Here is a 16,346-nt window from a genome sequence, read left to right as displayed (position 1 = left end):
TCATGCCGAAAAAAATCATACGAAATCTTCAATTTGGAGTCGGATTATCTTTGCTGATTCTTATTGCGAGTTCATTAGCTTCCTATTTGAGCATTCAAAATCAGATGAGCCATCGTGAAAGTGTCGGCAAAAGCAGACGTGCGGTAACTGCCGTGAAAGACGTTTTGGTTGCTCTTTTAGATGCCGAAACCGGAAACCGAGGCTATCAGCTTACGGGAAGAGAGAGCTTTTTGGAGCCTTACAACCGAAGCCTTGCCGAATATTCAAAAACATTTGAATATGTAAAAAGCCTGGATGTTTCAGATCCGCACCAACAAAAACTGTTGGATTTGCTTGAAAAAAATGTAGATGCTAATTTGTCTAACATGAAACTTTTCGTACAAAACCGTCGAAAAGGACAAATGATGACGCAGCAGCAAATCGTTGAAAGCAAGTCGTATATGGACAGATGCCGGCAAATCGTGAAAGATTTTTCGCAATATGAAGAAAGCCAGCTTGCTATCAAAACGAAAGAATTAAACAGATCATCAAATACAACTGTTTTATTTATTCTTTTTTCGGCGATTGCAGCAGTGGTTGTTACGGCATTTTTCTATGTTAAACTACGTGCCGACCTTATTCGTCGTGATAAATTAGAGAAAGCGCTGAAGGCAAAAGATCTTGAAATGTCAAGACGCGTAAGCGCCATTCAGCAAATTGCCAATCGTGTTGCGAATGGTGATTACAGCCAAAAAGCAGTTGACAATTCTCAGGATGATCTTGGCGATCTGGTTGAGTCTTTAAACAATATGACCGACTCGTTAAAGAAATCTTTTGATACCATCAATAAAAGCGATTGGCGCCAAAAAGGTCTTGCTATTTTAAATGAATCTTTAGTCGGAAATAAATCAGTAAAAGAAGTTTCTGAAAAATCTCTTGAACAATTAATTGCTTACGGAACCTGCATTAACGGAGCTTTATACCTTTATGATGAAGGCATTTTAAGATTAACAACAGCTTTTGGTCTGGAAGGAAATATGAAACGTTCTTTCGAACCGGGAGAAGGTATGGTTGGTCAGGCATTTATTAATGAAAAAACTCAGGTATACAACAATCTTCATGAGGATGATTTTGTTGTGACTTTTGCCAGCAGTATTATAAAAATTTACGGTATTTTGCTTCTTCCTGTTTTTGCAGATGGGCATATTATCGGTGTATTGGAGCTAGGTTCTACCTCGAATTTCGAAGATGACAGAATTGATTATTTTGTTGAATGCAGCAGAAATATCGGTAGTGCGTTGAGCGCAGCAAAAGGTCGTGAAAAAGAGCAGCAATTGTTAGAAGAAACTCAGGCTCAATCTGAAGAACTTCAGGTTCAGCATTCGGAATTGGAGAATTTAAATACTGAATTAGAGGCGCAAACTCAAAAGTTGCAGGCTTCTGAGGAAGAATTGAAAGTTCAGCAGGAAGAATTAATGCAGGCAAATTCAGAGCTTGAAGAGCGTTCGAGATTACTGGAAGAAAGAAATCATATGATTGCTGAGCGTAATAATGAGATTCAGAAAAAAGTAGAAGAATTAGCGTTAAGCACCAAATATAAGTCGGAATTCCTGGCAAATATGTCTCATGAATTGCGAACACCTTTAAATTCTATCCTTCTTCTTTCAAGATTGATGGCAGAAAATCCTGATGAAAATTTAAATGAAGATCAGATTGAATCAGCAAAAGTCATCCAAAGTTCGGGAAGTAGTTTATTGACATTAATTGATGAAATTTTAGATTTGGCTAAAATCGAATCTGGTAAAATGACTTTGGAATATCAGAATGTTGCGATTGATGAAGTAGTGAAAGACTTGAAAAATTTATTCAATCCGGTGTTTCAGGAGAAAAAGCTTCAATTCAATATCAACATTGAAGAAGACGTTAAAAAAGTAATTGAGACCGACCGTTTAAGAGTAGATCAGGTATTGAGAAACTTATTGTCGAATGCGTTGAAATTTACCACAAAAGGAAGCATTAATTTACATATTAAAAAAGATGCTAAAAAGAATGATTTCATCATTTTTTCGGTAAAAGATACAGGAATCGGAATTGCAGAAGACAAACAGAAAATTATTTTTGAAGCTTTCCAACAGGCTGATGGTTCAACGAGAAGAAAATTCGGAGGAACCGGTTTAGGATTATCGATAAGCCGCGAAATTGCAAGATTATTAGGCGGAGAACTCATCCTTACAAGTAAAGTAAATGAAGGAAGTGAATTCAGTTTAATCATTCCGATCAAAGCAGTTTCTGAAATTGAAGCAATTGAAACAGATAAAGATTTGGTAAAAACCATTCGCGAAGATGTGGAAGAAATCCAACATATGCTGGGAGATCAGGAAGTAGAAGTTTCAGAACCGATCAATATGCTTGAAATTCCTGAAAATGTGGAAGATGACCGAAATAATATCAAGAAAGACGATAAAGTTATTCTGATTATTGAAGACGATACCAATTTCGCTAAAGCCTTACTGAAATACGCTCATTTACAGAACTATAAAGCGGTGGTGGAAGTAAGAGGCGATCACGGGCTTTCTGCGGCTTTACAGTATCGCCCGCATGCGATTTTGCTTGATGTTCAACTACCTGTGAAAGACGGTTGGCAAGTGATGGATGAATTAAAATCTAATCCTGAAACCAAGCATATTCCGGTTCACATGATGTCTGTTTTGCACGTTAAGAAGGAAAGTCTGATGAAAGGAGCGATTGATTTCATCAACAAACCTGTGGCTTTGGATCAAATGACTGATGTTTTCAGAAAAATTGAAGAAGCCTTGAAAAAAGGACCACAAAAAGTATTAATTGTAGAAGAAAATGCGAAACATGCGAGCGCCCTTTCCTACTTTCTGAGCAATTTTAATATTTCTTTATCGGTAGAAAATAATGTTGAAGACAGTGTAAAAGCATTAACGACAGATCATGTAGATTGCGTAATTTTGGACATTGGAGCTTCAAAAGGAAACGAGTATCAAATCATTGAATCTATAAAGAGTAATGAAGGACTGGAAAATCTTCCGATCATCATTTTTACAGAGCATAATTTATCGAAATCTGAAGAATTGAAAATCAAGCAATACGCTGACTCTATTGTTGTTAAGACGGCACATTCTTATCAGAGAATTTTAGATGAAGTTGGTTTGTTTTTACATTTGGTTGAAGAAAAAAACAGCTCGATTGAGAATGTGAGAAATAAAGTATTAGGTTCATTAACGGAAGTTTTAAGCGGTAAAAAAATCTTAATTACTGATGATGATGTTCGTAATATTTTCTCTTTAACAAAAGCTTTAGAAAAATATAAAGTTGAAGTTGTGGTGGCCATGGACGGAAAACATGCGCTTCAACAATTAAAAGAAAATCCTGATATAGACGTCATTTTGATGGATATGATGATGCCGGAAATGGATGGCTATGAATCTATTAAGGAAATTAGAAAAATGCCAAAATATACAAGACTTCCGATCATTGCTATTACTGCAAAATCGATGATTGGTGAGCGTGAAAAATGCATCACGGCGGGTGCTTCAGATTATATCTCAAAACCTGTGGATATCGATCAGTTGTTGTCTCTGCTTAGGGTTTGGTTATATGAAAGTTAAACAGCAAAAGTTCTGATGAATAAGAAAATTTTAATTGTGGACGATGATCCACGAAATATATTTGCGTTAAAATTAACATTAAAAGCACGCGGATTTCAGATTGAAAGCTGTACGATGGCTCAGGAAGCCATTGAGGTATTGAAAAATAATAATGATTTTACGGTCGTGCTGATGGATATGATGATGCCGGAAATGGACGGCTATCAGGCGATTAAAATTATGAGTGAAACTCCATCTATCAGTCAGATTCCTGTGATTGCGGTTACCGCTCAGGCAATGCCGGAAGACCGCCAGAAATGTCTGGATGCAGGCGCGCAGGACTATGTTTCAAAACCGATAGATGTGGATATATTGATAACTGCTATCGAAAAATTACTGTAAATGCTGGAACCAAGTATCGTAAAAGACGAGGAAGTAGAATACTTGATTAAAGATGTTTATGAAATGTATGGCTACGATTTTTCCGAATACAGCCGTGCTTCTTTCAAGCGCAGGGTAAACCGTATCTGTCTGATAGACAGATTCACCAGCTTTGCAGAATTAAGATACACCATACTTAATGATCCTGAATATTTAAAACGGTTTATAGAAGAAATTACGGTTAATGTGACAGAAATGTTCCGTGATCCGCACTTTTTTAAAGCATTAAGAGAAAAAGTTTTACCGCAGTTGGGAACCTATCCTTTGATTAGAATTTGGGTGGCTGGCTGTTCTACCGGTGAAGAAGCTTATTCGATGGCGATTTTGCTGAAAGAAGCCAATCTTTATCATAAATCTTTGATCTATGGTACAGATTTGAACCCTTCTGTTTTGGAAACCGCGAGAGCCGGAGTTTTCCCTTTGCAGCAAATGAAACTGTATTCTGAAAACTATATGGCATCGGGAGGGAAAAAAGATTTTTCAGATTATTATACAGCGAATTACGATAGCGTACGATTCGATAAAGCTTTGCAGGAAAAGTTAATTTTATCGACTCATAATCTGGTTTCAGACAGTTCTTTCAACAGTTTTCAGTTGATTATCTGTCGAAATGTGTTGATCTATTTTGATCGTGATTTGCAGGAAAGAGTTTTCAATTTATTTGATAATAGTTTAGAAAATTTAGGTTTTTTAGCTTTAGGAGCGAAAGAAACACTAAGATTTTCTAAATTAGATAAAAATTACAATCAAATAGATGATCAGAAAATCTGGAAGAAAGTAGATCATAGCTAAGAATGATTACCCATGGAAACAAAAAACACAAATATAGAATTAATCATCATCGGAGGTTCGGCAGGAAGCCTGCAGGTGATCCTGGAAATGATAAAAAATTTAGATGAAAATCTTCATTTCCCGATCGTATTGGTCGTGCATCGCAAGGCGCATTCTACCAATATTTTACAGACCTTGCTTCAGCAATTTTCGGCGATGGAAGTTATTGAAATAGAAGATAAAACGGAGATTCAGAATAATAAATTATATATCACGCCTGCGGATTATCATTTGTTATTTGAAGATAAAAAAACGATGTCGCTGGATAGTTCCGAGAAGATGAATTATTCAAGACCGTCGATTGATGTCACTTTTAAATCTGCAGGAGAGATTTATGGTGAAAATATGATCGGGGTTTTGCTTTCCGGTGCCAATGCCGATGGTGTGGAAGGTTTAAGCTATATTAAAAAAAACAGCGGCAAAGTATGGATCCAGGATCCTGAAACGGCAGAAGTAGATTATATGCCGAAACATGCGATAGATGAGATTGATTATGATTTGATCATTAAACCAGGAAATCTGGCGAATTTTATCAATCAATTATAAAAAATAAAGAAACCTAACGAAGTTAAATATACCTAAAATGAGTAAAAAGAAAATTTTGATTTTTGATGATGATACAACAATTCTGGAAGTGATCACCATCATTTTTGAAGAGAATGGTTATCAGGTCGAAATTTCAGAAACTTCACATGATATTTTGGAAAAAGTGGCTCAATACCAGCCGGATGTTATTCTGATGGACAACTGGATTCCGAAAATCGGTGGCGTAGAAGCAACGAGGCTTTTGAAGAATCACGAGGAATTCAAAAACATTCCGGTGATTTATGTAACAGCAAATAACGATATCGTGGCTTTGGCACAACAGGCCCAGGCAGATGATTATGTGGCAAAACCTTTCAATCTTGAAGATTTGGAAGATATGGTTGCAAAATATCTGCAGGAAAAAGTATAAACCTACGTTTCATTACAAATAGAAAAATCCCTGCAATTGTTGTGGGGATTTTACTTTTACACGATCCTTTCCATTTCCTGAGAATCCGATTCTCTAAGATGATCGAGTCTTTCTTTTACAAAATCAATACTGCATTTCTCATTGTTCAGCTCATGGATTAATGATGATAAAAACATTTTTATTTCGGGGTTCGACTTAACTTTTTCTGTAAAAGTAGCTGCAATAATCATTTTTTTTGAAACCAGATTCTCAGCAAAAGTATATTCCCCGTTCAAATCCATATTAACTCCGAAATGATGTTTTACACTTAACGTAAAGTATCTGGTGATTAATTCTTTATTTTCTTTGATACGCTCCATCTTTGGTGCTTTATATAAATACAATAATATTTATGCCATCATTGCTTTTTTTTGAGTTAAAATTACATTTCATTAATTATTTTAACTTCTTGTACGTCTAGCTTAGTTTTAAAATTGTCTACTTTAGCGTCTTTCTAAATGTTTTACTTTTCTTTCCGTTTTAAGTTTGCATCATAATCAAACAAAAATAAACAACAATGAAAACAATTAGAAAAATCTCCGTTACCAGTGCATTATGTCTTACACTTTTCACTACACTATCCATGTCTTGCAGAGAGGAAAATGAAATAACAGTTCAGGAGATACAGGCTGAAAATCATCAAAATGCTAAGACCAGATTTATTGATGTAAAAGGTACTCCGTTCGCATATCGTATTTTGGGAAATGATGCCGGAATACCTTTGGTACTTTTACCAGGTTTGGGAGGTTCTATGGATGATTGGGACCCGGCAATTACCGATGGATTGGCGAAGAAGTACAAAGTTATCATTTTCGATAATAAAGGTGTTGCCGCTTCTAAAGGTATAACACCGAATAATATTCAATCTATGGCGAATGATGCAATAGATTTTGTGGAGGCTTTACAACTGAATAAAATCAATATTATGGGCTTTTCAATGGGAGGATTTATCGCACAAAGAGTAGTTTTAACGAAACCTTCTTTAATCAATAAAGTTATTTTAACAGGAACCGGCCCAAAAGGAGCACTAGGATTGGCAAATTTACCAAATATTATAGCAGGATCAGCAGGATTAGGCCCAGAAGAAGCTTTCTTAAAATTTAGCTTTACAAATTCTACAGAAAGCATTGTGGCAGGAAAGGCGGCGTATAACAGGATACAACTTCGTACTAATGATCGAGATCTAGTGTTAAATGATGCGACTTCTCTTTCACAATTAACAGCAGTTTTAGATTGGGCTCAGCCAAGCAGTACATCTCTCGAAGAAATTAAAGAAATAAAAAGTCCTGTTCTCATTGTTCATGGTGAAAATGATCTTCCGGTTTCAGTTCAAAATGCATATAATATGCACGATAATCTAGAGCATTCTGAATTACTTATTTTTCCGGATTCCGGTCATGCGTCCTTTTTCCAAAATCATAGCGCATTTGTGGCCAAAGCATCTGAATTTTTGAAATAAGTTTATTTTATAATTAGTCATTCCTTAAAAACCAAGTAATATTTTGATTATCAGTTTTATGCACTTATATTTCGTAAAAAATCGTTGTAAAAAATTGCAATAAATTGTATTTTTAGGATATAAAAAGTGGCAAAATGTTAGGCAAAATAAGAGAGGATTTACAGCAGAATTTATTCAAGACCAGGCTTACGGAGCTTATTAATATGGAGCATCCGGTGGTAAAATTAGCTGGGGAGATTTCCTGGGATAAAATGGAGTCAGAGTTTGAGAAATTATTTTCAGAAAACGGAAGACCTTCTATTGCTATCCGTAAAATAGCAGGAATGCTTTTGCTCAAGGAAATGTTTAAAGAAAGTGATGAAAGTGTAATAGAGAGATGGATTGAGAATGCGTATTGGCAATATTTTACCGGAGAAACCTTTTTCCAGACAGAGCAGCCTTTCGATCCGAGCAATTTTGTACACTTCAGAAAAAGAATTGGAGATAAGGGTTTGGAATTTCTTTTGGGACAAAGCGTTTCTCTCCATCCCAAAGCCAAAACAGAAGATGAAGTTCAGGTAGATACGACGGTTCAGGAGAAGAACATTACCTTTCCTACCGATGCCAAATTAGCAAAAAAAGTAATCGACAATTGTAGAAAAATAGCAGAAAAAGAGAGCGTTGTACAAAGACAAAGCTACAGAAGAGTGAGCAAACAATTATTGCGGGACGCTTTTTTTGGACATCATCCCAGAAGACAGAAGAAGGCAAAAATGGCGAGGAAAAAGCTCAGGACGATTGGTAAAAGAGTTCTTCGGGAATTGGAAAGAAAACTTCCTAAAGATGTTTTGAAAGGCTACGAAGACGTTTTTAAAATTTACCTTAAAGCACTCACCCAAGAACGTACCACGAAAGATAAAATTTACAGTCTTCACGAGCCACAAGTTGCGTGTATTGCGAAAGGAAAATCGGGAAAAGCATACGAGTTTGGGACAAAAGTAGCAGTAGTAAGAGGTCGGAAAACAGGGATCATCAGCTCGGTAAAGAGATTTTCTGGCAATCCTCACGATAGTAAAACTCTTGAAGAATCATTGGCACAGAGTGAGAGGGTAAGAAAATCCGTTGGCGGAACAAGACCTACGAAAGCCACTACAGACAGAGGATTTAAAGGAATCAAAGAAGTGGAAGGAACAGCAATTTTGCTTCCCGCAAAAAAAGAAAAAACAAAATATGGGCAACAAGTAGCCAGATTAAGATTCCGGGCAAGAGCAGCCATAGAACCTTGTATCTCTCATTTAAAAAGAAACCACTCCTTAGGATTAAACTTCCTGAAAGGAGTGGCTGGAGATATTAATAATGCATTATTAGCAGGGATTGGATACAATTTGAAGATGAGATTGAATCAAATCAAACAACAAATTCTTCTTTGGCTCGAACTTGTTCTCCGAATCTTTTTAGGCAAATATAATTTTCAAAGTCAAAAAACAGCTTTTTAAGGAGCGACTAATTATAACCCTTGATATTGATTATTAAGGGTTTGTTTTTTATTTCAATTAAATTTTCTCATAAAATAAATGTAATCGATTGAATTAATTTCATTAAAAAACACACAAAAGTGAATTACGGCAAGTATTTTGTTGCAAAAAAAATGTTTTTAATGATCAAAATCACCAAAATATTTAATTATGAAAATGAAAGCTTATTACGTAATGATTGCTTCATCATTACTTTTTGCAAGTTGCAATGATAATAATGAAGAGCAGCCCGGCTCTCCCCTTCCCCCAGTAGAAACAAATCCGGGAAATACCAATTATCCGCCGGCCTTCGCCGGGCAGACCCGGGCGAACGGAGTGAGGACTACGACTCATTATGTGAGTGAAGTGGTAACATCGGCTCTCACTTCACCATGGGGCATTACCAGCTTACCGGATGGCAGATTACTGATTACCCAAAAAACAGGAACCATGCGTATTGTAAGTTCTACGGGAACGGTAAGCAACCCTATCACAGGACTTCCTGCCGTAAATTCAGGAGGTCAGGGCGGATTACTGGGATTGTGCGTAGACCCTCAGTTTGCATCCAACAGAATGGTATACTGGGTATTTTCAGAAAATGTGGCAGGGGGAAATATAACCTCAGTGGCAAAAGGAAGACTTTCCAATGATGAAGCCACTATAGAGAGCCCAACCGTTATTTACAGAGCTACGCCATCTGCAAATGTTGGGAACCTGCATTACGGAGGCCGTATTTTGTTCGATGGCAGCGGAAATCTTTTTGTAAGCACAGGCGAACGTTCCGATTTATCGACTCGACCATTAGCCCAATCGGTAACAGCCGCTGTAGGAAAAATTGTAAGAATTACCACAAGCGGTCAGCCCGCTCCGGGAAATCCTACATTTACAGGCTCGGGAGCTTTACCTGAATTGTATAGCATCGGACACAGAAACCCACAGGGAATGGCTATTCATCCGATCACGGGAGACCTTTGGCAAAGTGAACACGGCCCCAGAGGCGGTGATGAAATTAACAGAGTAGAGGCCGGAAAAAACTATGGCTGGCCAACGATTACATATGGCATTGAATATTCGGGAGAAACTATCGGAGATGGTATTCAGCAGAAAGCAGGATTAGAGCAACCGGTCTATTATTGGGATCCCGTGATTTCACCGAGCGGAATTACATTCTATAAAGGCAACACCATTCCGGAATGGCAAAACAACCTTTTCTTAGCCTCATTAAGCGGAATGCATATTGCCAGATTGGTGATTGAAAATAATAAAGTTGTGGGTGAAGAGAAGCTTTTGGAAGCAGAGAATCAAAGATTCAGAGATATTACGCAGGGGCTTGATGACGCGCTCTACGCAGTGACTGATGGCGGAAGATTATATAGAATCCGTAAACAGTAAAAAGTAGGAAGCCGGGAAGAGGGAGGCTGGAAGTTGATCATTTTTATTATTTTCTAACCATCAAAAACCTCCAACTTCCCTCTCCTATCTTCCTTTCCTATCAATTAAACTTAAATTTAGCCCTGAATTCCATGGGCGCCATATTCGTTTTCTTTTTAAATAATGTACTGAACGACTGCGAATGTTCAAATCCTAAAATATAGGCTATTTCACTTACCGATAACTGAGTGGCAGAAAGCTTTTCTTTGGCTTTGGCAATCAGTTTTTCGTGAATATGCTGCTGCGTATTCTGCCCTGTATGAATTTTCAAAAGATCACTTAAGTAATTAGGTGACAAATTCATAGCTTCGGCAATTTGATGCACGGTTAACAATCCTTTCTGAGCAGACTGTTCCTGATCAAAATATTCATTTAAATATTGCTCAAATTTCGCCAATAACTGATGATTTCCGTTTTTTCTGGTGATAAACTGTCTTTCATAAAACCGGTTGGAATAATTTAACAATAAATCAATTTGAGAAAGAATAATTTCCTGCGTATGATGATCGATATGCTGACATTCTTTATCAATTTTATATAAAATTTCAAGCAAGTCATTTTCTTCATCTTCAGATAAATGCAGAGCTTCATTCACGGCATACGAGAAGAATCCGAAGCCAGAAATAGTTTGCGCCAAAGGATGTTTCAACAGAAAATCTTCATGAAAAATCAACAAATATCCTTTTCCGTCACAATCTATTGTTTTTACATCTACATACTGAATCTGATTGGGCGCGGTAAAGCTTAAAACCCCTTTATCATAATCATAATGCTGCTGCCCATACCTTATTTTTCCGGTGGCTTCACGTTTTAAAGCGACACAATAAAATCTATTGGTAAAGCCATTCCAAACGTTATCTTCAATGAAAATACTTTCGGATAAATTAATCACGCTCACCAGCGGATGCTTCGGCTGAGGAAGTGATAAAAGGCGGTGAAAAGCTGAAATAGACGCAATGGTATTCATCATGCAAATATAATTTTAATAATCTAAAAGCCCCATGCTGAACTCGTCATAAGGTGCTCCCGTATCTGTTCCCAATGGTACGATACTTTCCAGTTTTTGAAGTTCATTTTCAGAAAGTTGAATGTCGGCAGATGCAATATTCTGTTCTACATATTTTCTGCGTTTTGTTCCGGGAATCGGCACAATTCCTTTGCTCATAATCCAGGCCAGCGCCAATTGTGAAGAAGTGACATTTTTTTCTTTTGCCATATTTTCCACCGCTTCTACCAATTCGATATTCTTGTGGAAATACTGCTCCTGAAAACGTGGAATTGCTCTTCTGAAATCATTTTCAGGTAAATCGTTTATCGAACGAATCTGTCCGGATAAAAACCCTCTTCCCAGCGGTGAATATGCTACAAAACCAACTCCCAATTCTTCTAATGTTTCTAAAACACCTTTTTCTTCCACTGTTCTTTCAAACAAAGAATATTCGCTCTGAACTGCTGTAATCGGATGCACCGCGTGCGCTCTTTTTACCGTTTCCGAAGATACCTCAGAAAGACCGATATACTTTATTTTACCTTCTTTTACCAAATCGCTCATCGCACCTACCGTTTCCTCAATCGGCGTATTTTTGTCTAAACGGTGCATATAATACAGATCGATATAGTCTGTTTTTAAATTTTTAAGCGATCTTTCAACTGCTTTTTTTACATAATCTTTCTTACCGTTGATCGCCCAGGTTATCGTATCATTATCATCAATTTCCCAACCGAATTTTGTCGCAATCGTATACTGATGTCTGTTGTTTACGACTGCTTTTGCAATAAGTTGCTCATTTTTTAACGGACCGTAAAGATCGGCAGTATCTAAAAAATTTCCTCCCAATTCAAACGAACGATGAATAGTGGCAATGGCTTCATTTTCATCGGCTTCTCCATACATATTTCCGTCCTGAAAACCGGTCATACCCATGCATCCTAATCCTAATTTCGGAATTACTAATCCCTGACTTCCTAATTTAATTTGCTCTACGCTCATACTTTTTATTTTTATTGATACAAAATTGAGCAGAAATCATGAAGTTGATGTATGCAAAACCAAGAAGGTTGTATGTAAATTACGGTTGGTTTGTTTTTTTACCGCAAAAGATGCAAAAGGAATTTAAAAGCTTTACACTGAAGACCGACAAAAGCAAACCAAACAAATCGCTTTCACCAACCACCGAAAATTATCAATTAAAAAAACTTAGGTGTTCTTCTATGTGAAAAATAGATAAACTTAAAGTGTCCAAGTCTTTTGTGACTTTTGTGGTAAAAAAACGGACAATGAAATCATTCCACTGCCCGTTTCTAAATTTAACATTAAAAAAATTTACTTTCCGCCACCGCCGCTTTTCTCAACATCGGTTTTGGTATTTTCTTTTACTTTCTGGTTTCCAAATCGTTTTACAAATGAAATGGAAGCTCCGTACCAATCCCATTTTGAAGAACTTCTGGTAAATCCGGATTGGTTATAGCTGGTTGCGTCGTAATTAGGCCTTTTAAAGATATTCATTAATTGTAAGCTGACCTCCATCTGTGTTTTCGGGAATATTTTTGTTGCCGAAAAATTATGAAATACGTTTGGCTTGTTGGTATAAGAATTTCCGTTGCTTTGATTTCCTACTTCCACCCAGGCACTTAAATTAATGTTTTTGTTAAAAAGATTTGTGTAAGAAAGATTCGCTGTTCCACTCAGATAACTGATGTAGAAGTTATTATTAATCTGGTTTTTAGCATTAAAATCGCTGTTATCGATATAATACCATCCCAATCCCACGTTCACCGTAAATTTATTCTTGAAGAAGGTTTGGTTGGTATTAGCATACAGGTAATATTTATGCACTTTACCATTAAAGTTAGATTCCTGGGTAATCGTTACCTGCTGCGGGTTTCCGTTGGCATCGATAATGGTTCCCGGAATATAATCTGTCCAGTAATCCTGATCGGTAAACGAATATCTTGCAGAGATAAAATATTTCTTTAAAATCCCGAATTTCATGTATAATCTATCACTAGGATTTGGATTTAACTCCATATTTCCGCGACTATAGATTCCATCATCATTGGGAATCATGAATGGGTTAAATTCAGAATACCACGGTCTCCAGATGTTACGGTTATAGGTTAAACTTAAATCATATTTATCTGAAAAGGAATATTTCACCAATAAATTAGGTAAGAAAGTTCCATATGAATCCTTTCTTGAAGCTCCCGAAACCTCCTGACGCATTTTGTAGTCTGTGGTTTCATAACGTAAACCTATTCTGGTTTCCAGTTTTTTGAAGAACGTTTTACTATAATTTGCGTAGATGGAATTGATATTGTCCTCATAATGGAAGGCATCCCTAGGGCTCAGTCCCTGTAGCTGGTTTCCATATAAGCTGTTTGGAATTACATTATTATTAAAATTCATTTTACCTCCTACCTCAAAGGTGCCCCCCGATTTGCCTAAAGGCTGGGTATAATCTATTTTAATATAATAATTTCGGTTTTCAATGTCAGAAAGTACGCCAATTTCGTTCACAGAAGGCAGATTACCGCTGATATTTCTTAAAAAATAACTGTCACCAGCCTCTCCGTAATAGTTCGTACCTAAGTTAACATCCAAAATCCTGTTTTTTTCTTTATCGTAATATTTATAGAAAAGATTAGTTCCTAAATTACGATTCAGCCCTGTTGCTGTCTGGTTTTGCTGAATGCTGCTTATCTTTTCATTATTACGATAATTTGCGCCGTCTGCCTCCGAAAAAGAACGGGAATTACTCTGATAATATTCAAGGATGAGGCCTACCGTATTTTTATCATTCAAAGCGTATTCTGAAGTGGATGATACCGAAGGACTTTTGTATCTTCCTTCGCTTCTTGAGTTCATTTCCAACAGAGAATTATTCGCATAAGTAGCGTAGGCACTTGAATTTCTCTGAACATTCACATTATCGCTATAGCTTCCAATTAAAGTTTGGGTAAAGCTTTTTTTATGATAATTTAGGTTTAAATTGGTGTATTGTGAATTTTTGGTATTCTGTCGGTTATTCAGCGTAACACTCCCTTTCAGTCCTTCATCATCGCGCTTTTTCAACACGATATTGATGACAGATCCTGTAGCTTCATATCTTGAAGACGGGCTTGTGATCACCTCCACCTTCATCAGATTATCCGCCGGAATCGTTTTCAGATATTCCTTCAGCTCCTTGCCTGTGAAAACAGATTTTCTGTCATTAATATACACGGTAACAGATTCTCCTTCCGCCTTTATTGCGTCATTATTGTCAATGCTCACCAGCGGAGTCATTCGTAATACATCCCAGGTGGTATTTCCGGCAAGAATAGAGCTGTTGGCCACGTTAAAAACCGTTCTGTCGACTTTAGATTCTACGGTTGGTTTCCGCACAGTCACGGTCACGGCTTCAATTTCTTTTTCCTGCGATTTTATGGTGTCACTTTTAGTCTGTGCAAAAGCAACAGCGCCTGCTAATAAGGCAATCGAAGTTAATTTGGTTTTCATTCAATGAGAAGTTTTTCATACATAAGACACCCTGAAACGAATATTTGTTACATCAAATTGAAAATAAATAATATGACGTTTATCATTAAAAAACACCGTACTGATAATCAATTATTTAAAATTCAATTAAATCATATTCTAATACATATTTTCGGTGAAATATGGGTAATGGTTACAAATTGCTGATCGATTTTTTTTGATTTAAAATGAAAAGATCTAGTGATAATGATGAATTCCCTCACTTTACTCTTTTACTTTTTACTTCTTACTTCTTACTTTTTACTTCAATTCAACCCTAATTCTAAAATTTTCAAGAGCTCTGTTTGCTGAATCACCTCATTTTTACTGTTGATGAGATTGTAATTCGCCTGAAGCCAGTTATTTCGAACAACAAAAAAAGTATAGGCATCCATCAATCCTTCTTTGTATTTTTCTTCAGATTTTTGAAAAGACAGTTTTTGATTCTCAAAATTAGCTTCCAACAGCTGATATTTTTCCTGAGCATTTAAAAACTGAGCTTTAATGAAATTAATACTTTGCGTGAGATTATTAATCACTAATTCTTTATCATAATTTGAATAAATAACATTCAATTTGGCAATTTCTACATTGTTTTTAACCTGAAACTTGTTAAATATCGGAATATTCAATCCAAAAAATAAAGACTGATTTTTATTTTGCGTAAACTGATCTGAGAAATTGATGGCAACGTCATTTTTCCCTAACGATCTGTTATAAAAAGTTGACCAACTATAACTTGCATTGAGTGTGGGTAAATAAGCCGCCCTCGCCACATTCACCGATTTTTCCTGCGCATTAATCTCTGCCATAACTGTTTGATAAGCAGGATTTTTTTCTAATAAACTCTTTGTAAAATCAGAATTGTCAAAATTATTTAAAGATAAAACATCACCATTATCCATCACAAAATCAACAGATTCCTCAGTAAGCGCCAATGCGTTCAGAAGATTAATTTTCGCAGTATCCCTTTGATTTTTAGCAGAAACCCATTGCTCCTGTAAAGTTCCTAAGTTAGCTCTGATATCATAAACATCACTTTTTGAGCGACTTCCAATCTCCACTTCTTTTTCCGTTCTTTTGATCTGCTCCTCGATTCCTGAAATTTGGGTTTCCAGCACATCCAGCCAGCTTTTACTGTTCTGATAGACAAAAAAGGTTCGAACAACATTGAGTTTTACTTCATTTTGTGCCTGCTTCAGTCTGAAATTATTGGTTTCTTTATTTAGCTTTGAAAAAGAAATATTGAGATAATTTCGCCAATTGAAAAGCTCCAAATTCGCCTGCGCAATGAACTGATCATATTGCGTATTCAACGCTTCCCGCTGGTTATTAGACTGATTGATCGATGAACCGAAGCTGTAACTGTGGTTTACTGCAGCGTCCACAGAGGGCAATAGCATTCCTTTTGAAGCTGAGATCTGGTGTTCGTTTTTTTTAATATTCACCGTTGCCTGCTTGATGAGAGGGTGATTGGTGGAAGCATAATCCAGGCACTGTTGGAGATTCCAGGATTGCTGTGCAGGATAAATTCCCATGATCAGTATGAAAAGAAAGTTTTTCATCGTAAAAAATAAGATTGAAGAAT

At 36.6% G+C, this 16,346-nt stretch carries 13 protein-coding genes; 8 read left to right on the top strand and 5 right to left on the bottom strand.

Going from position 1 to position 16,346, the window contains the following annotated elements:
• The first annotated feature begins 2 nt into the window (after nt 1-2).
• The 5 genes from VUJ46_RS01850 to VUJ46_RS01830 are packed head-to-tail and all read left to right on the top strand — an operon-like array spanning nt 3 to nt 5,820.
• Nucleotides 3-3,614, top strand: coding sequence for a response regulator (locus tag VUJ46_RS01850; protein ID WP_326983316.1), 3,612 nt, complete (start codon nt 3-5; stop codon nt 3,612-3,614).
• 15 nt (nt 3,615-3,629) lie between these two features.
• The gene (locus VUJ46_RS01845; protein ID WP_326983315.1) at nt 3,630-3,995 is read left to right on the top strand and encodes a response regulator; all 366 of its coding nucleotides are present in this window, start codon (nt 3,630-3,632) and stop codon (nt 3,993-3,995) included.
• On the top strand, nt 3,996-4,826 hold the full coding sequence (locus tag VUJ46_RS01840) for a CheR family methyltransferase (RefSeq protein ID WP_326983314.1): 831 nt from the start codon (nt 3,996-3,998) through the stop codon (nt 4,824-4,826).
• 12 nt (nt 4,827-4,838) lie between these two features.
• On the top strand, nt 4,839-5,411 hold the full coding sequence (locus VUJ46_RS01835; RefSeq protein ID WP_326983313.1) for a chemotaxis protein CheB: 573 nt from the start codon (nt 4,839-4,841) through the stop codon (nt 5,409-5,411).
• Nucleotides 5,412-5,448: 37 nt separating this feature from the next.
• The gene (locus tag VUJ46_RS01830) at nt 5,449-5,820 is read left to right on the top strand and encodes a response regulator (protein ID WP_326983312.1); all 372 of its coding nucleotides are present in this window, start codon (nt 5,449-5,451) and stop codon (nt 5,818-5,820) included.
• Between the two features lie 56 nt (nt 5,821-5,876).
• Here VUJ46_RS01830 and VUJ46_RS01825 read toward each other — a convergent pair whose 3' ends face one another.
• The gene (locus tag VUJ46_RS01825; RefSeq protein ID WP_326983311.1) at nt 5,877-6,179 is read right to left on the bottom strand and encodes a hypothetical protein; all 303 of its coding nucleotides are present in this window, start codon (nt 6,177-6,179) and stop codon (nt 5,877-5,879) included.
• 197 nt (nt 6,180-6,376) lie between these two features.
• Between VUJ46_RS01825 and VUJ46_RS01820 the strand changes: the two genes are divergently transcribed.
• From VUJ46_RS01820 to VUJ46_RS01810, 3 genes are all read left to right on the top strand, one after another.
• The gene (locus VUJ46_RS01820) at nt 6,377-7,318 is read left to right on the top strand and encodes an alpha/beta fold hydrolase (RefSeq protein ID WP_326983310.1); all 942 of its coding nucleotides are present in this window, start codon (nt 6,377-6,379) and stop codon (nt 7,316-7,318) included.
• A 134-nt stretch (nt 7,319-7,452) separates the two neighbouring features.
• Nucleotides 7,453-8,793 (top strand): IS5 family transposase, encoded by a 1,341-nt coding sequence (locus VUJ46_RS01815; protein WP_326981209.1) that lies wholly within the window; start codon nt 7,453-7,455, stop codon nt 8,791-8,793.
• 189 nt (nt 8,794-8,982) lie between these two features.
• Entirely contained in the window at nt 8,983-10,203 is a 1,221-nt protein-coding gene (locus VUJ46_RS01810) for a PQQ-dependent sugar dehydrogenase (protein ID WP_326983309.1), read from the top strand.
• Nucleotides 10,204-10,303: 100 nt separating this feature from the next.
• Here the strand turns inward: VUJ46_RS01810 and VUJ46_RS01805 are convergent, their stop codons facing one another.
• The 4 genes from VUJ46_RS01805 to VUJ46_RS01790 all read right to left on the bottom strand — a co-directional run bounded on the left by VUJ46_RS01805 (nt 10,304) and on the right by VUJ46_RS01790 (nt 16,323).
• Nucleotides 10,304-11,209 (bottom strand): helix-turn-helix domain-containing protein, encoded by a 906-nt coding sequence (locus VUJ46_RS01805; protein WP_326985064.1) that lies wholly within the window; start codon nt 11,207-11,209, stop codon nt 10,304-10,306.
• A gap of 15 nt (nt 11,210-11,224) precedes the next feature.
• Nucleotides 11,225-12,232: an aldo/keto reductase gene (locus VUJ46_RS01800; protein ID WP_326983308.1), complete on the bottom strand. Its 1,008-nt coding sequence runs from the start codon at nt 12,230-12,232 to the stop codon at nt 11,225-11,227.
• A 333-nt stretch (nt 12,233-12,565) separates the two neighbouring features.
• A complete protein-coding gene (locus tag VUJ46_RS01795) occupies nt 12,566-14,740 on the bottom strand; it encodes an outer membrane beta-barrel protein (protein ID WP_326983307.1) in 2,175 nt (724 codons plus the stop codon).
• Nucleotides 14,741-15,024: 284 nt separating this feature from the next.
• The gene (locus tag VUJ46_RS01790) at nt 15,025-16,323 is read right to left on the bottom strand and encodes a TolC family protein (protein WP_326983306.1); all 1,299 of its coding nucleotides are present in this window, start codon (nt 16,321-16,323) and stop codon (nt 15,025-15,027) included.
• Nucleotides 16,324-16,346 lie beyond the last annotated feature (23 nt).

It is taken from the genome of Chryseobacterium sp. MYb264 (assembly GCF_035974275.1).
Classification (GTDB): Bacteria; Bacteroidota; Bacteroidia; order Flavobacteriales; family Weeksellaceae; genus Chryseobacterium.
This window is presented reverse-complemented; position numbering and strand designations above follow the sequence as displayed.